This is a genomic window from Vannielia litorea (assembly GCF_019801175.1).
GTDB classification, from domain to species: domain Bacteria; phylum Pseudomonadota; class Alphaproteobacteria; order Rhodobacterales; family Rhodobacteraceae; genus Vannielia; species Vannielia litorea_B.
Genome location: NZ_JAHVJR010000001.1, coordinates 2306461 through 2328174, shown reverse-complemented (window position 1 = coordinate 2328174; position 21714 = coordinate 2306461). Strand labels below are relative to the sequence as shown.

Annotated in this window: 21 protein-coding genes and 2 tRNA genes; 13 read left to right on the top strand and 10 right to left on the bottom strand. The window is 68.0% G+C overall.

Translation table 11 applies throughout. From position 1 onward, the window contains the following. Window positions 1–35 precede the first annotated feature (35 nt). The 6 genes from KUV38_RS11455 to KUV38_RS11430 all read right to left on the bottom strand — a co-directional run bounded on the left by KUV38_RS11455 (window position 36) and on the right by KUV38_RS11430 (window position 6640). A complete protein-coding gene (locus KUV38_RS11455; protein ID WP_222470169.1) occupies window positions 36–974 on the bottom strand; it encodes a 2-hydroxyacid dehydrogenase in 939 nt (312 codons plus the stop codon). A 69-nt stretch (window positions 975–1043) separates the two neighbouring features. Beyond that, window positions 1044–2192: a rod shape-determining protein RodA gene (gene rodA / locus KUV38_RS11450; protein ID WP_222470168.1), complete on the bottom strand. Its 1149-nt coding sequence runs from the start codon at window positions 2190–2192 to the stop codon at window positions 1044–1046. Between the two features lie 7 nt (window positions 2193–2199). Next, on the bottom strand, window positions 2200–4116 hold the full coding sequence (gene mrdA / locus KUV38_RS11445) for a penicillin-binding protein 2 (RefSeq protein WP_222470167.1): 1917 nt from the start codon (window positions 4114–4116) through the stop codon (window positions 2200–2202). Next, a complete protein-coding gene (locus tag KUV38_RS11440; protein ID WP_222470166.1) occupies window positions 4113–4652 on the bottom strand; it encodes a rod shape-determining protein MreD in 540 nt (179 codons plus the stop codon). Before KUV38_RS11440 ends, mrdA begins: the two co-directional genes overlap by 4 nt. Next, window positions 4645–5562, bottom strand: coding sequence for a rod shape-determining protein MreC (mreC, locus tag KUV38_RS11435; protein WP_222470165.1), 918 nt, complete (start codon window positions 5560–5562; stop codon window positions 4645–4647). Before mreC ends, KUV38_RS11440 begins: the two co-directional genes overlap by 8 nt. A gap of 40 nt (window positions 5563–5602) precedes the next feature. Further along, entirely contained in the window at window positions 5603–6640 is a 1038-nt protein-coding gene (locus KUV38_RS11430) for a rod shape-determining protein (RefSeq protein ID WP_222470164.1), read from the bottom strand. Window positions 6641–6854: 214 nt separating this feature from the next. Here KUV38_RS11430 and KUV38_RS11425 point away from each other — a divergent pair, with 214 nt between their 5' ends. Both KUV38_RS11425 and KUV38_RS11420 read left to right on the top strand, forming a co-directional pair. Further along, on the top strand, window positions 6855–7520 hold the full coding sequence (locus KUV38_RS11425; RefSeq protein WP_222470163.1) for a DUF2161 domain-containing phosphodiesterase: 666 nt from the start codon (window positions 6855–6857) through the stop codon (window positions 7518–7520). 430 nt (window positions 7521–7950) lie between these two features. Beyond that, on the top strand, window positions 7951–8502 hold the full coding sequence (locus tag KUV38_RS11420) for a hypothetical protein (protein WP_222470162.1): 552 nt from the start codon (window positions 7951–7953) through the stop codon (window positions 8500–8502). A 69-nt stretch (window positions 8503–8571) separates the two neighbouring features. On the opposite strand, the gene KUV38_RS11415 is transcribed toward KUV38_RS11420, so the two are convergent. Further along, the gene (locus KUV38_RS11415; RefSeq protein WP_222470161.1) at window positions 8572–10137 is read right to left on the bottom strand and encodes a 2-isopropylmalate synthase; all 1566 of its coding nucleotides are present in this window, start codon (window positions 10135–10137) and stop codon (window positions 8572–8574) included. An 87-nt stretch (window positions 10138–10224) separates the two neighbouring features. Next, a complete protein-coding gene (locus KUV38_RS20920) occupies window positions 10225–10356 on the bottom strand; it encodes a hypothetical protein (protein ID WP_261384527.1) in 132 nt (43 codons plus the stop codon). 501 nt (window positions 10357–10857) lie between these two features. Between KUV38_RS20920 and KUV38_RS11410 the strand changes: the two genes are divergently transcribed. Together KUV38_RS11410 and KUV38_RS11405 are read left to right on the top strand one after the other, a co-directional pair. After that, window positions 10858–10932: transfer RNA gene (locus KUV38_RS11410), tRNA-Glu, on the top strand. A 10-nt stretch (window positions 10933–10942) separates the two neighbouring features. Then, a tRNA-Asp gene (locus KUV38_RS11405) sits at window positions 10943–11017 on the top strand. A gap of 2 nt (window positions 11018–11019) precedes the next feature. Here the strand turns inward: KUV38_RS11405 and KUV38_RS11400 are convergent. Together KUV38_RS11400 and KUV38_RS11395 are read right to left on the bottom strand one after the other, a co-directional pair. Then, on the bottom strand, window positions 11020–11475 hold the full coding sequence (locus KUV38_RS11400) for an NUDIX hydrolase (protein ID WP_222470160.1): 456 nt from the start codon (window positions 11473–11475) through the stop codon (window positions 11020–11022). 58 nt (window positions 11476–11533) lie between these two features. Next, window positions 11534–12742, bottom strand: a complete 1209-nt coding sequence (locus KUV38_RS11395) for an aminopeptidase P family protein (protein WP_222470159.1) — start codon at window positions 12740–12742, stop codon at window positions 11534–11536. A 211-nt stretch (window positions 12743–12953) separates the two neighbouring features. On the opposite strand from KUV38_RS11395, the gene KUV38_RS11390 reads away from it, so the two are divergent. The 9 genes from KUV38_RS11390 (at window position 12954) to KUV38_RS11350 (ending at window position 21691) form a co-directional block, all read left to right on the top strand. Next, window positions 12954–13901: an ABC transporter permease gene (locus tag KUV38_RS11390; RefSeq protein WP_222470158.1), complete on the top strand. Its 948-nt coding sequence runs from the start codon at window positions 12954–12956 to the stop codon at window positions 13899–13901. A gap of 121 nt (window positions 13902–14022) precedes the next feature. Then, the gene (locus KUV38_RS11385; RefSeq protein ID WP_222470157.1) at window positions 14023–14844 is read left to right on the top strand and encodes an ABC transporter permease; all 822 of its coding nucleotides are present in this window, start codon (window positions 14023–14025) and stop codon (window positions 14842–14844) included. Further along, a complete protein-coding gene (locus KUV38_RS11380; protein WP_222470156.1) occupies window positions 14841–16376 on the top strand; it encodes an ABC transporter ATP-binding protein in 1536 nt (511 codons plus the stop codon). Before KUV38_RS11385 ends, KUV38_RS11380 begins: the two co-directional genes overlap by 4 nt. Window positions 16377–16713: 337 nt before the next feature. Continuing rightward, window positions 16714–18165 carry an aldehyde dehydrogenase family protein gene (locus KUV38_RS11375; protein ID WP_222470155.1) on the top strand — a complete coding sequence of 484 codons (1452 nt, stop codon included), beginning with the start codon at window positions 16714–16716 and terminating at the stop codon, window positions 18163–18165. Beyond that, complete coding sequence (locus KUV38_RS11370) at window positions 18158–18904, top strand: SDR family NAD(P)-dependent oxidoreductase (RefSeq protein ID WP_222470154.1); 747 nt, start codon at window positions 18158–18160, stop codon at window positions 18902–18904. Before KUV38_RS11375 ends, KUV38_RS11370 begins: the two co-directional genes overlap by 8 nt. An 85-nt stretch (window positions 18905–18989) precedes the next feature. Continuing rightward, window positions 18990–19229 carry a DUF2798 domain-containing protein gene (locus KUV38_RS11365; RefSeq protein ID WP_222470153.1) on the top strand — a complete coding sequence of 80 codons (240 nt, stop codon included), beginning with the start codon at window positions 18990–18992 and terminating at the stop codon, window positions 19227–19229. Window positions 19230–19398: 169 nt separating this feature from the next. After that, entirely contained in the window at window positions 19399–20127 is a 729-nt protein-coding gene (locus KUV38_RS11360) for a glucose 1-dehydrogenase (protein ID WP_222470152.1), read from the top strand. Between the two features lie 72 nt (window positions 20128–20199). Continuing rightward, the gene (locus KUV38_RS11355; protein ID WP_222470151.1) at window positions 20200–20640 is read left to right on the top strand and encodes a hypothetical protein; all 441 of its coding nucleotides are present in this window, start codon (window positions 20200–20202) and stop codon (window positions 20638–20640) included. 61 nt (window positions 20641–20701) lie between these two features. After that, window positions 20702–21691 carry a P1 family peptidase gene (locus KUV38_RS11350; protein WP_222470150.1) on the top strand — a complete coding sequence of 330 codons (990 nt, stop codon included), beginning with the start codon at window positions 20702–20704 and terminating at the stop codon, window positions 21689–21691. Window positions 21692–21714 lie beyond the last annotated feature (23 nt).

Below are 21714 nucleotides of genomic sequence, written 5' to 3'. Positions count from 1 at the left end.
ATCCCCGCCAGGGGCCTCAAATCTCTTCTGGCGGTTCAGTAGCCCGCACCGCGATCTACCAGTCCCACAAGCGCCTCGCCTGCTTCAGCCCGCAGGATATTCGCAGCCACCGCTTGGCTTGCACTCCACGGCCGGGTTTCCGAGGCGGTATGGGCGGTGACCGTCACCTTGGGATGTGCCCAGAAGGCATGCCCCTCCGGCAGCGGCTCCTGCCGGAACACGTCGAGCGTGGCATGGGCAAGCTGCCCGGAGTCCAGCGCCGCGAGCAAGGCCGCGTCGTCGACCAGCGGCCCCCGCCCGGGGTTGATCACAAAACCGCCCTCCGGCATCGCCGCGAAGGCGCGCGCATCCATCACATTCTCCGTCGCAGGCGTGTCGGGCAGCAGCAGCACCACGATCTCGGCCCCCTCGACCGCCGCCAGCAGCCCGTCCTCGCCCGAGAAACTCTCAACCCCGGCAACCTCCTTCGCACTCCGCGACCAGCCCCTGACCCTGAAATTCAGGGCCACCAGCGCCTCGGCGCAGGCCATGCCCAAGGCGCCCAGCCCGAGCACCGTCACCACCCGGTCGCGCGCCAGCGGCGGGATGACGAACTTCCAGTCGTTTTCGGGGTTCACGATATGCCGGTCGAGTCCGAGATGGTGCCGCAGCACTTGGCCCGTGACCCATTCCACCATGCCCTCCGTCAACGAGGTGTCGACCATCCGCGCCAGCGGCATTTGCAGCGTCTCGTTGCCGACGACACTCTCCACCCCGGCCCAGAGGCTCAGCGCGGCCTTGGCTTTGACGAAGGGCGCAAAATCCTCAACCGGCCCGTTTGGGGCAAAAACGATGTAGTCCACGTCCTCCGCCGCCACCTCGCCGGGCTGAAACACCCGCGCGTCAATCCCGGCCTCGGCGAGGGCACGGGGCAGGGGGGCTTCATATTTCTTCCAGAAGTTCGGGCGGGCGGAGAAGAGGATGTTCAGGGTCATGTGGCGGACCCTATCCGCCCCGTCCGCCGAGGCCAACACATGCAATGCGGCGGCGCAGCCGGCGAAGAGCTACCGCCGTCCGCGTGGTCGGTGGATATGTGCGCTCTGCACCAGCCCGAAGGCCCCGAGCAGCACGATCATCGCCGAGCCGCCGTAGCTCACCAGCGGCAGTGGCACGCCCACCACCGGTGCGAGGCCCATCACCATGCTCATGTTCACCGCGAAGAACAAAAAGAAGGTGCCTGCGATCCCGAGGATCAGCAGCGAGCTAAAGCGGTCGCGGTTTTTCAGGGCCGAGACGATGCAGAAGGCGAGGATCAGCACGTAGAGCACCAGCAGAGAGACGCCCCCGACAAAGCCGAACTCCTCGGCCAGCGTGGTGAAGATGAAGTCGGTGTGCTTCTCAGGCAGAAAGTTCAGGCGCGACTGTGTGCCCTCCATCAGCCCGCGCCCCGTCCATCCGCCCGAGCCGAGGGCGATCTTTGATTGGGTGATGTGATAGCCCGCGCCCAGCGGGTCTGACTCCGGATCGAGGAAGGTGTCGATCCGGCGATACTGATAGTCTTTCAAAAGCTGCCACGTGGTTCCGCGTGAGGCCACAACCGCCGTCACCAGCCCGGCCCCGCTGGCGATCACCGCGCCGAAGTAGAGCCAGTGGACGCCTGCGCAAAACATCACCATCGCCCCGCCGACCACCAGCAGGAGCGCGGTGCCGAGGTCGGGCTGTTTCAACACCAGCGCGGTGGGCACGAGGATGATGATCACCGGCAGGATCACCCACAGCGGGCGCGAGGTCTTGCCCACGTCGAGCCAGTCGTAATAGGCGGCCAGCAGCATCACGAGGGTGATCTTGGCCACCTCCGAGGGCTGCAGCCGCATGAAACCGAGGTCGATCCAGCGCTGCGCGCCCATGCCGACATCGCCGAAGAGCTCCACGAAAACGAGTAGCAGCAGCGAGCCGAGATAGGCCAGCAGCGCCATGTTGCGCCAGAAGTAGATCGGCACCATCGCCACGATGAACATCATCACCAGCCCGAGGGCAAAGCGCTTCATCTGCGGCTCGGCCCAGGGGCTGAGCGAGCCGCCCGCCACCGAGAACAGCATCAGAAAGCCTACCGAGCAGACGGCGAGCAGCAGGACCACCAGCGCCCAGTTGACGTAGAGCACCTTGCTCAGGCCGGTCGGCACCGTCTCGCGGTTGTACTCGAGATAGCTCATGCCGCGCTCATGCCCTGTCACTCGCGTCCTGCCGCAAATCTTCGCGCAGCTTCAGATCCTTGCGGATCTGCTCCACCTCCCAGCGCGACGAGCTGGGATAGGCCTCCATCGGGGGCAGCCCGCCATAGAGCGCCTGAAGCATCACGTCCCGCGCGATGGGCGCAGCCACGGCAGAGCCGCCGCCGCCGTGTTCGACGACGACCGAAACGGCATACTTGGGGTTGTCATAGGGGGCGAAGGCCACAAACAGCGCATGGTCCCGCTGCTCCCACGGCACATCCTGGTTGCGGACCACGACCGAGCGGACCTGGCTGGTGCCGGTCTTGCCGGCCATGGTCATGCCCTCGGCCACGATCCGACTGCTCCGCGCGGTGCCACGGCTGGAGTTCACCACGTTGTACATGCCCTTGCGCACCTGTTGCAGCGCGGTCGGAGAGATATCGAGCGGCTCCAGCCCCTTCACCGGGGTCTCGCGGCCATCGACCGATTTCACCAGCCGTGGCTCGATCTGGGTGCCGCTGGCCAGCCGGGCCGCCATGACGACAAGTTGCAGCGGCGAGGCGAGTACAAAGCCCTGACCGATCGAGGCGTTCAGGCTGTCGCCCACCACCCATTCCTGCTCATAGCGCTCGGCCTTCCACGCCTTGGTGGGCGCGATCCCTTCGGCCACGGCGCTCATCGGGATGTCGTGCCGCACGCCGATCCCGAGCTTCTTGGCCATGGCCGAGATGTTCTCGATCCCCGCCTTCAACGCCAGCTCGTAGTAGTACACGTCGCAGCTTTGCTGGAGCGAGCCGTCGAGGTCCACCCAGCCGTGGCCCGAGCGCTTCCAGCAGTGAAAGCGGCGGCCCGAGACTTCCTTGTGGCCCGGGCAGTAAAAGGTCTCGCCCGCCGTCACTACGCCCGCTTCCATCGCCGCCAGTGCGGTGACCATCTTGAAGGTCGAGCCCGGCGGGTAGAGGCCCTGCGCCGCCTTGTTGGCCAGCGGGCGGTGGTCATTCTCGGTCAGGTCGCGGTAGTCGGCCACCGAGATGCCGCGGACGAAGAGATTGGGGTCGAAGGACGGCGCGGAGCCGATGGCCAGCAGGTCGCCATTGGTGACATCCATCACCATCGCCGCCGCGCTCTCGGTGCCAAGCCGGGCCTGCACGTAGTTCTGGAGCTGGCTGTCCACCGTCAGCTGCAAATCGGTGCCGGAGATGCCCTGCTGCCGGTCCAACTCGCGCATCACCCGCCCGCTGGCATTCACCTCGATGCGCCGGTTGCCCGCCTTGCCCCGCAGCGGCTCCTCCCATTTGGATTCAACACCCACCTTGCCGATCTGGAACTGCGGCAGCCGCAACAGCGGGTCCGGGTCTTCGATCTTGCTCAGGTCGTAGTCGCTGACCCGGCCGACGTAGCCGATGACATGGGCGAAATCCTCCAGCATCGGGTAGTGGCGCGAGAGGCCGACCTCGGGGGAGATGCCGGGCAGGGCCGGGGTGTTCACCGCCACTTCCGAGAGCTGCTCCCAGCTCAGCCGGTCGGCGATGGTGTATTCGAGGAAGGGCGAGGCGCGGCGCATCTCTTCCAGCGCCTTCTCGGCCTCTTCATCGGTCAGCGGGATGATCTTGCGCAGCCGGGCCAGCGTGTTCTCCAGATCGCCCGCATCCTCGGGCACGATCACCACGCGGTAGATTTGCTCGTTCACCGCGATCGGCCGGCCATTGCGGTCGAAGATCAGCCCGCGCTCCGGCGGGATCAGTGAAAACTTGATCCGGTTTTCCTCGGCCAGTAGGCGAAACTCGTCGGCCTGATCGACCTGCATGTAGCGCATCCGCCCGGCGAGCAGGGCCGCAAAGCCGCCCATCAGCCCGCCCATCACGAGGCCGCGCCGCGTGATCTTGCGAACGCTCTCCTCGGTATCCTTCGGCGCGCGCCTCACAGCCGGTGCCCCAGCGCATCCACCTCACCGGGTGCGGCCTTGCGCAGCCCGAAGAGCATGTGAGAGGCGGCGACGACCAGCGGATAGGTGACGATGGTGATGCCGATCTGAAGCACCGCCACGCCCAGCGGCGGGCGCGGCACCATGAAGAGCGCCAGCAATGCCATGTTGGCCACCATCAGCCCGACCATGACCACCGCCGCCATGCCCCACTCCAGCGGAAAGGGCAGCTCGCGCGACAGCGCCTGACGCGCGCGCAGAAACTCGCAGCCCAGCAGCACCAGCAGGGTCCACAGGCCCGGCGGGCGGTGAAAGATCAGGTCCGCGAGCAGGAAGACAGCCACGATCAGCGCAGGCGGCACGAAGGCGGGGCGCCGGAGCACCCATGCGAAGGTCAGCGCCAGCATCAGGTCAGGCCCCGGCAGGCCGCCCGCCGTGGTGTCGAGCGGCAAGAGCCGGAAGAAGGCGAAGAGCGCGCAAAGCGCGGCGAAGGCGGCGCGATAGCCCCAGATCCGCGTGGTGACCGGATCAACCATCCGTGCCTCCCTCGGCCTGGCTCAGCTCTTCGGGGTGAGGGATCGGGTCGGGCACCGGGGTCAGGATCAGCCCGCCGGGATCGGCGATCACCTCGGCCTCGTGGCTGCGCAGCACGCGCAAAAAGTCGAGCCGCTCGTAATCGGCGCTGAGCCGCACGCGGAGCCGCCCATCGCGGCCCTCCACCAGTTGGCCCACCACCAGCCCCGCCGGAAACACCCCGCCATCGCCCGAGCTGACCACCCGGTCGCCGGGGCGCACGGTGTCGCGGTCCTCGATGAACTCAAGCGGCGGGGCGGCGCGGTTGTCGCCCACCAGCATCGCGTGCTGGCCCGAGGGTTGCACGGTCACGGGGATGCGGCTGGCCGCATCGGTCAGCAGGATCACCCGGCTGGTCTGCTCACCCACACCGGCGATCCGCCCCACGAGGCCAAGGCCATCCATCACCGCCCAGCCATCGCGGATGCCATCGCGGCGGCCCACGTTCAGCAGCACGGATTGGCGAAAGGGAGAGCCGCTATCAGCGATGACAACGCCGGAAACCGAGGTGAGCCGCGGGTCGAGCCGCAGGTTGTTCAGCGCCAGCAATTTGGCGTTCTGCTGCTCCAGCTGAACGGCGGCCTCTTTCCAGGCCTTCATCTGCTGAAGCTCGCGCCGAAGCTCCTGATTTTGCTCGTAAAGCCGGTTATAGCTCTGGAAGCTGTCGGCCATGTTGCCGACCTTCGTGGCGGGCACACTCGCCCACTCGAAACTGGGCACCACCGCGTCGATCAGGTTGGAGCGAAACCGCTCGACACGCGGGCTGTCGATCCGCCAAAGCAGGAACAGCCCGAGGCAGAGCACCACGAGCACCGCGATCAGGATACGCCTGACCGGGCTGACATAGTCGATGTTCGTGTCTCTCTTCGCCAAGCGGGCAGCCTTTCCGCATGGGCGGCGCCCCCCGGCCGCCTCAGCTGTCGTAGTCTATCACATGCCTGAGCTGTTTTTCATATTCCAGCGCCTTGCCGGTGCCCAGGGCCACACAATTCAGTGACTCGTCGGCCACCGAGATGGCAAGGCCGGTCTGCTCGCGCAGGGCGAGGTCCAGCTCTCCCAGCAGCGCGCCGCCGCCGGTGAGCATCACGCCCCGGTCGACGATGTCGGCGGCCAGATCGGGCGGGGTGGCCTCGAGCGCGGTCATCACCGCCTCGCAAATCTGCTGCACCGGCTCGCTCAGCGCTTCGGAGACCTGTGCCTGGTTGATCTCGGTTTCCTTCGGCACCCCGTTCAGCAGGTCACGGCCCCGGATCTGCATCGAGGCGCCGCGCCCGTCATCGGGCATCCGCGCCGTGCCGATCGAAGTTTTCACCCGCTCGGCGGTGCTGTCACCGATCAGGATGTTGTGCTGGCGGCGCAGGTAGCTGACGATCGCCTCATCCATCCGGTCGCCGCCCACGCGCACCGAGCGCGCATAAACGATATCGCCCAGCGAGAGGACGGCCACCTCGGTGGTGCCGCCGCCGATATCCACCACCATGTTGCCGGTGGGGTCGGTGATCGGCATGCCCGCGCCGATGGCCGCTGCGATGGGCTCGGCAATCAGGCCCGCGCGGCGTGCGCCCGCGCTCAGCACCGACTGGCGAATGGCGCGCTTCTCCACCGGCGTCGCGCCATGGGGCACGCAGACGATGATCTTGGGTTTGGTGAAGGTGGTGCGCTTGTGGACCTTGCGGATGAAGTGCTTGATCATCTCTTCGGCGGTGTCGAAGTCTGCGATCACCCCCTCGCGCATCGGCCGGATCGCCTCGATGCTGCCGGGCGTCCGGCCCAGCATCAGCTTGGCATCCTCGCCCACGGCCAGCACCTCCTTGCGCCCGCCCTTGGTGTGATAGGCCACCACGGAGGGCTCGTTCAGGATCACCCCGCGGCCCTTCACATAGACGAGCGTGTTGGCGGTGCCGAGGTCGATCGCCATGTCCGACGAAAAGAGACCGCTCAGAAAAGCCATTTCTACCTTACCCCTGCCCTCTGCCAAAGCACCTTCGGGGCACGACTCAGCCGCCCCCTCGGAACTTTCGGCTTATAGGGGCAGGGCGGGAGGCGGGACAAGGGGGGCAGGGGCCGCTCACGGCAAGTTGCCGCCGGGCGCGCTGCTCAGCAGCACGTTGCATCGCGGTGCGGGGCCTCTTCGCAGTGGCGCCGGATGGCGCTACTGTGCAGGCATGGCGGAGGCAAAACCAAAAGAGCAGGATCTCTACGCGCCGGTCAAATCGCTCCTCGAGGCTCAGGGCTACGAGGTGAAGGGCGAGGTGGGCGCGGCCGATCTCGTGGCGTGCCGGGATGGCGCGGAGCCGGTGGTGGTGGAGCTGAAGCTGGCGTTTTCGCTGGCGCTGATCCACCAGGGCATCGCCCGCCAGGCGCTCACCGATGCCGTCTATCTCGCCGTTCCGCGCGGGCAGGGCCGCCGCTGGCTGAGCGCGATGAAGAGCCACAAGACCCTCTGCCGCCGCCTCGGCCTCGGCCTGATCTACGTCCGCCTCACGGACGGCCACACCCAGATCGCCCTCGACCCGGCCCCCTACCAGCCGCGCAAATCCGCCCCCCGCAAGAGCCGCCTCCTGCGAGAGTTCGCCCGCCGCGAGGGCGACCCCAACGTGGGCGGCGCGGCCCGCTCCTCCGCCATCGTCACCGCCTATCGGCAGGATTGCATCCGGCTCGCGAGCCACCTCGCCGAACACGGCCCCTGCAAGGGCGCGGTGGTGGCCAAGGCGACCGGCGTGGAAAAGGCCACACGGATGATGGCCGACGACCATTACGGCTGGTTTGAACGGGTGGAGAAGGGGGTTTACGGGCTCACCCCCAACGGCGCGAAGGCGTTGGAGCCGTGATCCGCTTCGCCCTTCTTTCGCTGGCCCTCGCCATGCCGCTGCGGGCAGAGCCGATGCTCTCAATCGACATTACCGAGGCTGCAGGCGAAGACTTCGGCGCCGCCATGGCCGTGGCACTGGAGGCCGGGGCTCAGGCGACCTCGCTCTCGCTTTACTGGGACGATCTCGAGCCCGACGGCCCGGGCTATGCGCCCGCCTTTGACTGGCCGGCCATCGCCAACACTGTCTACCCGAAGCAGGGGCTCTCGCTCACACTGACCTTCTCGGTGATCGACACGCTGACCGACCGTCGCCGGGCCGATCTGAAGGGGCTTGCATGGGACGATCCGCGGGTAACAACGGCCTTCACCGCGCACCTTGCCGAGGTGCTGGGCCGACTGGGTAATACAGACCTGCGCGCCATCGCCATCGGCAACGAAGTCGATGGGCTTTGCAGACGCCGACTGAGATCGCCGCCTTCGCCCGCTTTCTCGCGGCCGCGCGCTCCGAACTGGCGCGGCTGCGGCCCGGTGTGCCGGTGGGCACTAAGCTTACGTTTGCCGCCCTCACTCGCCAAGCCGAGCGCTGGCAGCCGGTGCTTGCCGAAAGCTCGGCGCTCATGGTCACCTACTACCCCCTCGACGCGGGCTTTGCGGCGCGCGGCCCCGATGTTGTCGCCGGCGATCTCGCAAAGCTGGAGATCGTGGCGCAGGATCTGCCGATCTATCTGCTGGAGACCGGCTACCCCAGCGCGGGCTGCAGGGCGACCGAGGCAGATCAGGCGGCATTTCTGCGCAACCTTCTGGCCGCAAGCACTGCCACCCCGGGGATCGCGCTGGTCTCGCTGACATGGCTTTCCGACATGGCACCCGAAGAGGCCGTGTCACTGGCCAGATACTACGGCCTCACGGATCCCTGCTTCACCGCCTACCTCGGCTCTATCGGGCTGCGCCGCGCCGATGGCCGCGCCAAGCCCGCGCTCGAATTCCTGCTGGAGCGATAGAAATGGGGGCGCCCCGGCTCCACGCCGCGCGCCCCCCGAATTCTCGCACGAAAATTCGTTGCCCCGGGCTCAGCCCGCATCCTTGTAGCTGACCTCGCGAGTATCTTTCCCGCCGAGCTTTTCCTTGCGGACCCGCAGGCGGTTCAGCGCCGTAACGTAGGCCTTGGCGGAGGCCACGACCGTGTCGGTATCCGCCGCCTCGCCGGTGGCCAGCACGCCGTCTTCCTCCATCCGAACGGTCACCGTGGCCTGCGCGTCGGTGCCTTCGGTCACGGCGTGCACCTGGTAGAGCTGCAGCCGGGCGTTGTGCGGGTAGATCGCTTTCACCGCGTTGAAGGCCGCATCCACCGGGCCGTCGCCCTGCGCGGTCGCCTGCTGGTCCTCGCCCGCCACGGTCAGGGTGATATCGGCCGATTGCGGCGCTTGCGTGCCGCAGACCACGCGAAGGAACTTCACCTTCAGGTATTCATCCGCCGGATCGGTGCTGGCATCGCGCATCAGCGCCACCAGATCGTCGTCGAAGACCTCTTTCTTGCGGTCGGCCAGCTCCTTGAAGCGCACGAACACGTCTTTCAGCTGGTTGTCGCCCATCTCGTAGCCCAGCTCGGCCAGCTTGGAGCGCAGGGCCGCGCGGCCCGAGTGCTTGCCCATCACCAGATTGGTGGCGCTGAGACCCACGTCTTCGGGGCGCATGATCTCGAAGTTCTCGGGGTTCTTCAGCATCCCGTCCTGATGGATCCCGGACTCGTGGGCAAAAGCGTTCTTGCCGACGATGGCCTTGTTGGGCTGCACCGCGAAGCCGCTGACGGTCGCGACGCGGCGGGAGATATGCATGATCTTGGTGGTGTCGACGCCGGTGGTGAAGGGCATGATGTCATGGCGCGTCTTCACCGCCATCACCACCTCTTCGAGCGCGGTGTTGCCCGCGCGCTCGCCGAGGCCGTTGATGGTGCATTCCACCTGCCGCGCGCCCGCCTCGACGGCGGCGAGGCTGTTGGCCGTCGCCATGCCCAGATCGTTGTGGCAGTGCGTGGCAAACACCACATCGCCCGCCCCGGGGATCTCGGCAATCAGCCGCCGGATCAGCTCGGCGCTCTCGCGCGGGGCGGTGTAACCGACGGTGTCGGGGATGTTGATGGTGGTCGCGCCCGCCTTGATGGCGATCTCGATCACCCGGCAGAGGTAGTCGAACTCGGTGCGGGTCGCGTCCATCGGCGACCATTGCACGTTGTCGCAGAGGTTGCGGGCGTGGGTCACCGTCTCGTGGATGCGGTCGGCCATCTCGTCCTGCGTCAGGTTCGGGATCTGCCGGTGCAGCGGCGAGGTGCCGATGAAGGTGTGAATGCGCGGGGATTTGGCGTGTTTCACCGCCTCCCAGCAGCGGTCGATATCCTTGAAGTTGGCGCGGGCGAGGCCACAGATCGTGGCGTTCTGCGCGGCGCGGGCAATCTCGCTGACGGCGGCAAAATCGCCCTCGGAGGCAATCGGGAAACCCGCTTCGATGATATCCACGCCCATCTCGTCGAGCAGGCTGGCAATCTCCAGCTTCTCGGCATGGCTCATGGTCGCGCCGGGCGATTGCTCGCCATCGCGCAGGGTGGTGTCAAAGATCAATACGCGGTTTGCGTCGGTCATCGGAAAATCTCTCTGGCTTGCTGTACTTTTGCTCTTGGGTGCTCTGGCGCGTCTATACCTCTGAGCGGTCGCGCCGGAAAGGCACGCTCAGAGGCAGGTAAGCAGAAGAAGCAGGCCGGCGAGCGGCAGGGCAACAACAGCAGCGAGGGGGAGCCGGGTGGCTTCCTCCTGGCGGGCGATGGCGATGGCCCGGGGCTGGTTGTGGCGCTCTTGCGTCATGGGGGCGAGCATACGCAGGGAATCGGAAAAGGAAAGTGAAGATTTGCGACTTGGTTGAAGCAGGCGCCGCGCCGCGCTTGATCGGGCCGGGGGCGGCCTGCTAGGACCGTCTTGAAAGGACGCGCAATGAGCCCGTTTGCATCAGAACGAGATCGCCGGATCACCGCCCGAGGAGGGCGCGTGGACTGCTGACGCGTACCCTCATGGCACCGGCCCCGATGGCCGGTCGTCCGGGCGGCACCACATGGTGACCGCCCTTTTTCATGCCCGACGAAAGGAGACCAGAGCTGTGCCCGACCAGCCGTTCGAAGAGCCCGACGATACCGAGGAGGCCGGCCCTGCCGCGTCTCCTTGCTCATCCACACCCATACGACGCCGGCGTTCCGTTGCCGCTCATCGACCTGCTGTCGGTGGGGCGGCCGCGCTTTGATTTAAGTAATTGATAAAAAATAATAAATTGAAAAATCTGGCGCCTCTCGGTAAACCTCTCTCATTCAGCAAGGGGCGTTCGTCTAGTGGTCAGGACACCCGTCTTTCGAACGGACAACGCGGGTTCGATTCCCGCACGCTCTGCCAGCTGGATCGCGGCCGCGTAGCTCAACGGGAGAGCACCGGATTGTCTATCCGGGTGTTGCGGGTTCGAATCCCGTCGCGGCCGCCATGCTACCCCTCGGGCGGCGCAACCAACGGCTTCAGCCCCGCTGGATAGAGCGCCGGGCCGGACCCATCCAGCGCATCGAAGTCAAACCAGCGGACGGTGAAGGGCAGGCCATTGTCCTCCCGCACCTCTGCCGACTCGGCCTCCAGAAGCGGGCAGGGCGGCAGGGTGATGGGCGCGGCAAAGACCACCTCATGCCCCGGTTCGCCCTCGTGGCTGTAGATGTTCTCCAGCACCACCGGCGGGCCGCTCACCGTTACCTCCAGCCCAAACTCCTCGGCCCATTCGCGCCGCAGCGCGTCTTCCCAGCTTTCGCCAAACTCCACGCCGCCGCCGGGCGGGCGCACGCCCTTCAGCCGTCCAGCATCGTTGCGCACCTCAGCCGCCAGCATTTGGCGCCCGCGCCAGGCGAGGCCGATGGCCAGAACTCGGATGCGGGGGAGGGGGCGCCAGCGGGTCATGGCCCGGTCCTACCATGCGGCGCCACCGGGGGCGAGGACGCCTCGACGGGCGGCGGAGCTACCCCGCGATCACGTTCCTCTCCGGCCCGTAAGGAAAGCCGGTGATGTTCTCCGCCCCGTCCTCGGTAATCACCAGAATATCGTGCTCGCGATACCCGCCCGCACCCGGCATCCCCTCCGGCACCGTCAGCATCGGCTCCATCGAGATCACCATGCCCGGCTCCAGCACCGTGTCGATATCCTCCCGCAGCTCCAGCCCCGCCTCGCGCCCGTAGTAGTGGCTGAGCACGCCGAAGGAGTGGCCGTAACCGAAGCTGCGATACTTCAGCTGGTCGCGCTCGGCGAAGAAGGCGTTGAGCGCCGCCGTCACCGTGCCGCAGCGCGCGCCCGGCTTCAGCAGCGCCATCCCCAGCTCATGGGCTTCCACATTGGCCTTCCAATAGCCCAGCGAGGCGTCATTCACCTCGCCCAGAAACAGCGTGCGTTCCAGCGCGGTGTAATAGCCCGAGATCATCGGAAAGGTGTTGAGGCTCAGGATGTCGCCCCGCTCCAGTCGCCGCGCCGTCACCGGGTTGTGCGCCCCGTCCGTGTTCAGCCCCGACTGGAACCAGACCCAAGTGTCGCGATATTCCGCATCCGGAAAGGCCCGCGCGATCTCGGCCTCCATCGCATCGCGCCCGGCCATTGCCACGTCGATCTCGCGCACGCCCTCGGCAATCGCCGCGCGGATCGCCTCGCCGCCGAGGTCCGCCACACGCGCACCCTCGCGGATCAGGGCGATCTCCGCCGCACTCTTGATCATTCGCAGCTGCATCACCGGCACCGAGATATCCACTGAGACAGGCGCCAGATAGCTTTCCATCGCTTCGCGCTGCTGCACCGTCATGTGGTCGCCCTCGAAGCCCAGCACGCGGCCCGTGCCCGCCACATAGGCCACCGCCCGCCAGAAGTTGTCGCGCGCCCAGTCGGTGTAGGTCAGCGCATCGCCGTGGCAGCGCCGCCAGGGCTGGCCCGCGTCGATGCCCGCGCTGATCACGGTGGAGCTTTCTGCCGTCACCACCAGCCCGTAGGGTCGCCCAAAGCTGCAGTAGAGAAACCCCGAGTAGTAGGCGATGCCCGCCATCGAGGTGAAGAGCGCCACCTCGATGCCCTGCTCGGCCATCACCCCGCGCAGCTTGGCGAGCCGCGCGTCATACTCGGCGGCCGGGAAGGGCAGGGGCGCCTTTTCGCCGTTCTCGAAGCGGTAGAATGCGGGACGATCTGTCATCTCGGGACCTTTCCGGGCCCTTCGCGGGCCCATCCGTAAAGGAATGGTCCCGGCGTTCAGGACAGGAAGGCCACGTGGCGGGGTGACGCCATCACCCCGGGCCTGTGCCGACTATGCCACGCCCTCCGGCCCGCGCAAGCCCGCTGCGGCACCTGCCGCCCATGCCGCAACGCCACTTCCCCCCGCCGGATCAATCCCCTAGCGTCCCCTCATGGCCCGCTACCTCGCCTCTCGGCTGATCTCTCTCGCCCTCTCGCTCGTCGCAGCCAGCGTGGTGATCTTCTTCATGCTCGAGGTCATCCCCGGCGATCCGGCGGCCTTCATGCTCGGCCTCAACGCCCAGCCCGAAACCGTGGCGGCGCTGCGCACCGAGCTGGGCCTCGATGGCACCACACCCGAGCGCTACCTGCGCTGGATCACCGGGCTGGTTCAGGGCGACATGGGGGTATCCTACACCTACCGCGTGCCGGTGGAGGGCCTCATTGCCGACCGTCTGGCCGTCTCGGCCCCGCTTGCCGCCTATGCGCTGGTGCTCTCCACCCTGCTGGCCATCCCGGTCGGGCTGGTGGCCGCCGCCTTCCGAGGCCGCGCGGCGGATTACGGCATCATGGGGCTGACGCAACTGGGCATCGCCGTGCCCAACTTCTGGTTCGGCATGCTGCTGGTGCTCGCCTTCGCCATCACCATCCCGCTCTTTCCCGCCGGCGGCTTTCCGGGGTGGGAGGCTGGCCTCTGGCCCGGCCTCAAGGCGCTGACCCTCCCCGCTGTCGCCCTGGCCCTGCCGCAGGCCTCCATCCTCGCCCGCGTCATGCGCTCGGCGCTGATCGAGGTGCTCGGGCAGGATTTCATCCGCACCGCCCGCGCCAAGGGCCTCACCCGCGCTCAGGCCCTCACCCGGCACGCGCTGCGCAACGCGCTGGTGCCGGTGCTGACCATTCTCGGCCTGCAATTCTCCTTCCTTCTGGCGGGCGCGATCATCATCGAAAACGTCTTCTACCTCCCCGGCCTCGGGCGGCTGATCTTTCAGGCCATCACCCAGCGCGACCTGATCGTGGTGGAAAGCGCGGTGATGCTGCTGGTCTTCGCGGTGATTTGCGTGACCTTCCTGACCGACATCGCCTACGGCCTGGCGGACCCAAGGCTGAGGAGGCGGCGGTAATGGAACACCTGCCAACGCGAGCCACGCAAGCCATGCAGCGCCTGCCCGGGCGGCGGGCTGGCGCTGCACGGCGCCTTACGGCGCGCACCGTGCGGGCTCTCGCCATCACCGGGCTCACCCCATGAAACTCCCCGCCCAACTCCTCATCGGTGCCACCCTCACCGCCTTCTTCGCCGCCGCCGCGCTCCTCTCCCTCGTCTGGACGCCCCACTCCGTCCTCGACCTCGCGATCTCCAACAAGCTCGCGGCCCCCTCCGCCACCCACCTCCTCGGCACCGATCACCTCGGGCGCGACCTCACCTCCATGCTCATGGCCGGCGCACGCACCTCCATCGCCGTCGCCCTCGTCGCCGTCTCCATCGGCCTCTGTATCGGCGTCCCCCTCGGCCTCACCGCCGCCGCCTCCCGAGGCTCGCTGCTCGACGAGGTCATCATGCGCGCCAACGACCTCACTTTCGCCTTCCCCTCCCTCGTCATCGCCATCCTGATCACCGCCACCTTCGGCCCCTCCGCGTTCAACGCCATCCTCGCCATCGGCATCTTCAACATTCCGGTCTTCGCCCGCGTCGCCCGTGGCGCGGCGCTCGGCGTCTGGCAGCGCGAGTTCATCCTCGCCGCCCGCGTGGCGGGCAAATCCCGCACCCGGATCAGCGCCGAGCACATCCTGCCCAACATCGCTAGCCTGCTCATCGTGCAGGCCACCATCCAGTTCTCCCTCGGCATCCTCGCCGAGGCCGGCCTCTCCTACGTCGGCCTCGGGGCGCAACCGCCCACGCCCTCTTGGGGCCGGATGCTCGCCGACGCGCAAACCTTCTTTTACGGCACCCCGCGCCTTGCCATGGCGCCCGCCTTCTGCATCACCGCCATGGTCCTCGGCCTGAACCTCATGGGCGATGGGCTGCGTGACATGCTCGACCCCCGCCTGCGCAGGGCCGTGCAATGATCGACCTTCGCAGCCTCTGCCTCGCCATCCACGGCAAGCCCATCCTGCGCGAGGTGTCCTTCTCTCTGCCTGAGGGCCGCATCCTCGGCCTCGTCGGCGAGTCCGGTTCCGGCAAGAGCATGACCGCCCTCTCGATCATGGGCCTGCTCCCGCACGGGTCTGAAACCACCGGAGCCGCCTGCCTCGACGGGGAAGACCTGACGAAGGCCCCCGAACGCCGCCTCTGCACCATCCGCGGCAACGAGATCGGCATGATCTTTCAGGAGCCGATGACCGCACTCAACCCGATGCAGACCATCGGCGCCCAGGTGGCCGAAACCCTCCGCATCCACGGCGCCGCCTCCCGCTTCGAGGCCGCGCAGATCGCCCGCGAAAAGCTCGACCGCGTCGGCCTCTCGGCCATCCCCGCCACCCGCTACCCGCACGAACTCTCCGGCGGCCAGCGCCAACGGGTCTGCATCGCCATGGCCATCGCGCTCCGCCCCCGCCTGCTGATCGCCGACGAGCCCACCACGGCGCTCGACGTCACCACCCAGGCCCAGATCCTCGACCTCCTGCGCAGCCTCGTCCGCGAGGAGGGCATGGCGCTCCTGCTCATCACCCACGACCTCGCCGTGGTCGCCGACATGGCCGATGAGATCGCGGTGATGAAAGAGGGCAGGGTGGTCGAGCACGGCCCCACCGCGCAGATCCTGCGCAACCGCACGCACCCCTACACGCAGGCGCTCTTCGAAGCCTCCGGCCACCAGCCCGACCGCGCCGCCACCCGCGTCGAGGAAACCCCGCTTCTCAGCGTCCAGAACGCCATCCGCGACTACCCCACCCGCAAGGGCCCTTTCCGCGCAGTGAACAAGGTCAGCTTCACCCTGCGCCAAGGCGAGTCCCTCGGCCTCGTCGGCGAGTCCGGCTGCGGCAAGTCCACCCTCACGCGCGCCATCCTCGGCCTCGACCCGCTGCAAGGCGGCGCAATCGCGCTCGACGGCCAGCCCGTCACGCCACAGATGGGCTTCGATCTCCGGCGCCGCCTGCAAGTGGTGTTTCAAGACCCCTACGGCAGCTTCAACCCGCGCCACCGTGTCTCCCGCCTCGTCTCCGAACCCTTCCACCTCACCGGCACCCCGCCTGACCTGCGCGCCCGCATCTCCGAAGCCCTGCTCGCCGTAGGCCTCCACCCCGACGACGCCCACAAATACCCGCACCAGTTCTCCGGCGGTCAACGCCAACGCATCGCCATCGCCCGGGCCCTGATCACCCACCCCGAGCTGATCGTGCTCGACGAGGCCGTCTCCGCGCTCGACGTCCAGGTCCGCGCCCGCATCCTCGACCTTTTGGCCCGCCTTCAAGCCGAGCGCCGCCTCAGCTACCTCTTCATCAGCCACGACCTTTCCGTGGTCCGCAACGTGACCGACCGGGTGCTGGTGATGAAGGCGGGCGAGATCGTGGAGCAGGGCCCGACCGAACAGGTCTTCACCCAACCGAAGCATCCCTACACACGCGCCCTCATCGCCGCCGCGCCCGTGCTCGCCGCATAGGGTGGGCAATCTGCCCACCGCGCCAGCCCCCCGAGCGTAGCGACGCCACCGAAAGCCCTTCCCTCCTCCGGCCGCCCCGGTTGCTGTAACTTGACCCTACAGGTCAGCGTGGCACGTGCACGGAATCAAGCCGCAGGCGCCGTGCAGCGCCGACCCGCCCCCCGGGGCGGCGCTTCGGTGAGGCAAGCGCATACCTCGCAGGTCGAGCTAACACGGCACCATAAAGTGCACCGCACTACTGTTGCAGGCGCCACCCCGCGGGTCGGCGCTGCACGGCTCCCGAACGCACTTCCAAACCCCGCGCCGCCGCCCTAACCTCCCCTCGGGAGGCACCACCATGACAGACATCACCGCAGGCTGGTTCGACCCGTCCGAGTACCTCATCGGCGGCCACTGGCACGACGCCCCCGCCACGCTCCCCATCGAAGACCCGTCCACCGGCCAGGAGATCGGCGCCATTGCCCGCTGCAGTGCCCGCGAGGTTTCCGGTGCCGTCGCCGCCGCGCAAACCGCGCTCGATGGCGAATGGGGCAGCCTCACCGCCGCCGAGCGCGGCCGCATCCTCCTCCGTCTCTCCCGCCTGATCGAAGAGCGCACCGAGGCCCTCGCCGTCCTCGAATCCCGCGATGTCGGCAAGCCGCTCACCCAGGCCCGCGCCGACGCCCGCGCGCTCGCCCGCTACATGGAATTCTACGGCGGCGCGGCCGACAAGATCACCGGCCAGACCATCCCCTATCTCGACGGCTACACCGTCTACACCCTGCGCGAGCCGCACGGGGTGACCGGCCACATCATCCCTTGGAACTACCCGATGCAGATCATCGGCCGCTCGGTCGGTGCCGCGCTGGCGATGGGCAACGCCTGCGTGCTGAAACCGGCGGAAGAGGCCTGCCTCACCGCGCTCGCCTTCGCCCGCCTCGCGCAGGAGGCCGGCCTGCCCTCCGGCGCCCTCAACGTCATCCCCGGCCTGGGCGAAGAGGCCGGTGCCGCGCTCTCCGCGCATCCCGGAGTGCGTCACCTCAGCTTCACCGGCTCCGCAGGCGTCGGCACCCTGATCCAGCAGGCGGCGGCCACCAATATCGTGCCCGTCACCCTCGAACTCGGCGGCAAATCCCCCCAGCTCGTCTTCGCCGATGCCGACCTCGACGCCGCCTTGCCGTTCCTGCTCTCCGCCGGGCTGCAGAACGCCGGGCAAACCTGCTCCGCCTCCTCCCGCATCCTCGTCGAGCGTCCGCTCTGGGAGGAGACGATGGCCCGCATGGCCGAGGCCTATGCCAAGCTCAAGGCCGCCCCCGCGCTGGAAGATGCCAACCTCGGCCCGCTCATCTCCGCTCGGCAAAAGCAGATCGTGCAGGGCTACCTCTCGCGCGATGAGGGGCTGCAACTACTGGCCGAGGGCACCGTTTCCGATAGCGCCCCGAAAAACGGCCACTACGTCGCCCCCCGCCTCTACGCCACGACGGACCCACACCACATCCTCGCGCAGGAGGAGGTCTTCGGCCCGGTGCAGGTGATGATCCCCTTCGACAGCGAAGAGGAGGCCATCGCCATCGCCAACGGCACCGGCTACGGCCTTGTCGCCTCGGTCTGGTCCGCCAGTGGCGCCCGCCAGATGCGCCTCGCCAAACGCCTCCGCGCAGGCCAGGTCTTCCTCAACAACTACGGGGCAGGGGGCGGGGTCGAGCTGCCATTCGGCGGCGTCGGCCGATCGGGCCACGGGCGCGAAAAGGGCTTCGAGGCCCTGTACGGATTCTCAACTCTCAAGACGGTGGCCGCCAAGCATGACTGACATTTTCCCGAACCGCTTCGCAGGCCGCAAAGCCATCATCACCGGCGGTGCCTCCGGCATCGGGCTCGCCGCCGCGCTGCGGATGCAGGCAGAAGGGGCCACCGTCACCGTCTGGGACGTGAACGAAGCCGCCCTCGCCGCCGCCGAGGCGGAGGGCCTGACCCCCGGCTTGGTCGATGTAACCAACCCGGAAGGCACCGAAGCCGCCATGCAGGCCGCCGCCACGGCGATGGGCGGCCTCGACATCCTCGTCTGTTCCGCCGGCATCACCGGCCCCAACGTGCCCACCTGGGAGTACCCGCTGGACGATTGGCACGCCGTCACCAACCTCAACTTCCACGGCGTCTTCTACTGCAACCGTGTAGCCGCCCCTTTGATGAAGGCGGCAGGCTATGGCCGCATCGTCAACATCGCCTCCGTCGCGGGCAAGGAGGGCAATCCGAATGCCCCCGCCTATTCCGCCACCAAGGCCGCCGTCATCGGCCTCACCAAATCGCTCGGCAAGGAGCTGGCCGACACGGCGGTGACGGTCAACTGCATCGCTCCCGCCGCCGTCGAGTCCCCCATTTTCGACCAGATGACGCCCGAGTTCATCGCCTTCATGAAGTCCAAGATCCCGATGGGCCGCTTCGGGACGACCGATGAGATCGCCGCCATGATTTGCTGGCTCGCCTCGCCCGAGGCCAGCTTCACCACCGGTGCCTGCTTCGACCAGTCCGGCGGGCGTGCGACGTTCTGAGTCGCCACCGGCAGAAACCCTCCGTTCACGCGCAGCCCGTAGACTGACGGCATCCCAGCCCGCCAGCCGCCACGGGAGCGCGCTCATGTCTGCCCGCCGAAGAGAAGACCTGCTGAACGCCTTGCTGCTTTCCGCCCTGATCAGCCTCGTCTTCTCGGGCCTGTTCTCCGCGCTCGACCTCGGCCTCACCCCGGGCTGGCCCGCCGCATGGGCGCGCGACTTCGCCTTCGGCTGGCCCATCGGCACCGCCCTGAGCCTCTTCCTCGGCCCCCCGATCCGCCGCCTCTCCGCCTGGCTCACGCAGGCACAGTCCGGACCGCACTAACCAAGCATCAAGGTTAACGCGCCCCCCAGTTCATTTTCTTGCTCCAAATATCCCGGGGGTGTGGGGGCAGCGCCCCCACTCCAACATCAGCCACTCGCGCAGCCGCGCGCCCCTTGCACCCCGCCGCCCCATGCCGTCTCATCCCCCTGACCACGAGGGAGGACAGACCATGAGACTCACCGGCAAACGCGCCATCGTCACCGGCGGCGGCTCGGGCTTCGGCGCGGGCATTGCAGCCAAGTTCGCCGCAGAGGGCGCCGAGGTGCTGGTGACCGACATCAACGCCGAGGCCGCCGCCGACATCGCCGCAGAAATCGGCGGGCGCGCCCTCGCGATGGATGTCGCCAGCCTCGCCGATTGGGAGGCCTGCGTGGCCGAGGCCGGCCCTGTCGATATCCTCGTCAACAACGCCGGCGTCACCCACCTTCCGGCTCCGATGGAAGAAGTCTCGGAGGAGGATTTCGACCGCGTCGCCGCGATCAACATGAAGTCCATCTACCTCTCCGCCCGCACCGTCATCGCCGGGATGAAGGCGCGCGGCTCCGGTGCGGTGCTCAACATCGCCTCCACCGCCGGCCTCTCCCCGCGCCCCAAGCTCAACTGGTACAACGCCTCCAAGGGTTGGGTCATCACCGCCACCAAGGCGATGGCCGTCGAGCTGGCCCCTGCAGGCGTCCGCGTCAACGCCCTCTGTCCGGTGGCCGGTGAAACCCCACTGCTCGCCAGCTTCATGGGGGAAGACACCCCCGAGATGCGCGCCAAGTTCCTTTCCACCATCCCGCTCGGGCGTTTTTCCACCCCCGAAGACCTCGGCGCAGCCGCCGCCTTCCTCTGCTCCGACGAGGCGGGCATGATCACCGGCACCGCGCTGGAGGTCGATGGCGGGCGCTGCATCTGAGCCTGCCCGCCCCTTGGTGAGCGCACGCACGCCGCTTGCCCGCCCCGCGCCCGCAACGCTAGTCTCACTGCCATGATCGGCCGCCTCATCGCCCGCCTGCTCGGCCTCGCCCCCCGCACGGAGGCCCGCCGTGCCGCGCCGCTGCCGCCCGAGACCCGCCGCGTCCACCTCTTCTCCGGCACCCTCGGCAGCGAGGCGGAGGCGATGGGCTATGTGATGCCGCCGATGGAGGGCCCGGTCGCCGATGCCCCCGCGCCCCTCACCGTGGACCTGCCCGAAGCCTTCCTCGACCCGGCCCACGTGTACATGGGTTACGGCAGCGGGGCGGAGCCGCTGCTGGAGCGCTTCTTTGCCGACGAAATGCTGCTCGACGTGCGCCACATCACCGCCGGGGCCGATACCGTGGTGGTGATCGACGAGGCGGCGATGGGCGGCTTCCCCTTCGTGCTGCAGGATACCCCCCGGCTCACCTACCACGGCCCCTTCGAGCTGCCCGCGCCCGCCGCCCGGTGAGCGCCCTTGCGCCACGGCCTCCGATCGGGGACATATTTGCCAAGCAAGTGAAGGGGCGGCGATGAAACCGGGACCACGCAATCTGATCACCGATGTCGCCGGGCTGCGGGTCGGCAATGCCACCAACGCGCAGGTAAAGTCCGGCGTCACGGCCCTGATCGGCGATGAGCCTTTCACCGCCGCCGTCCACGTCATGGGCGGCGCCCCCGGCACCCGCGAAACCGACCTGCTTGCCCCCGACAAGCTGGTGCAGAAGGTCGATGCGCTGGTGCTCTCCGGCGGCTCCGCCTTTGGCCTCGATGCCGCCTCCGGCGTCGCCGACGGGCTGCGCGCGCAGGGCCGGGGCTACCAAGTGGGCGAGGCCCGCGTGCCCATCGTCCCCGGCGCGATCCTCTTCGACCTGCTGAACGGCGGCGACAAGGGCTGGAAGGACAACCCGTACAAGCCTCTGGGCCGCATGGCGCTGGAGGCGGCGGGCACCAGCTTCAAGCTCGGCTCGGTGGGCTGCGGCACCGGGGCGACCACCGCCACGCTAAAGGGCGGGCTCGGCTCGGCGTCTCTTGTGCTCGAAAGCGGCATCACCGTGGGGGCCATCGTCGGCGTCAACGCCGTGGGTTCTGCGGTAGAGGGCAGTGGCCCGCAGTTCTGGGCAGGCGCATGGGAGATGGAGGGTGAGTTCGGAGGCCTCGGCGGCCCGAAGATGACCGACGCAGGCTTCGAGCCAAGCCTCGAAAAGCTCGCAGGCGAGGCCACCACCATCGCCATCGTCGCCACCGACGCCGCGCTCGACCCCGCCCAGTGTCAGCGCATGGCCGTCGCCGCGCATGATGGCATGGCGCGCGCGCTGGTGCCCTCGCACACGCCCTTCGACGGCGATCTGGTATTTGGTGCGGCGACTGGCGCCAAGCCGCTGAAAGACCCGGACTGGGACGCGCTGCGCATCGGCCATGCCGCTGCCACCTGCCTCGCCCGCGCCATCGCCCGCGGCGTCTACCACGCCACGCCCGCCAAGGGAGACACCCTGCCCACGTGGCAGGACCGTTTCGCCTAAGCCGGTGCTCGTCCCGATCTGGC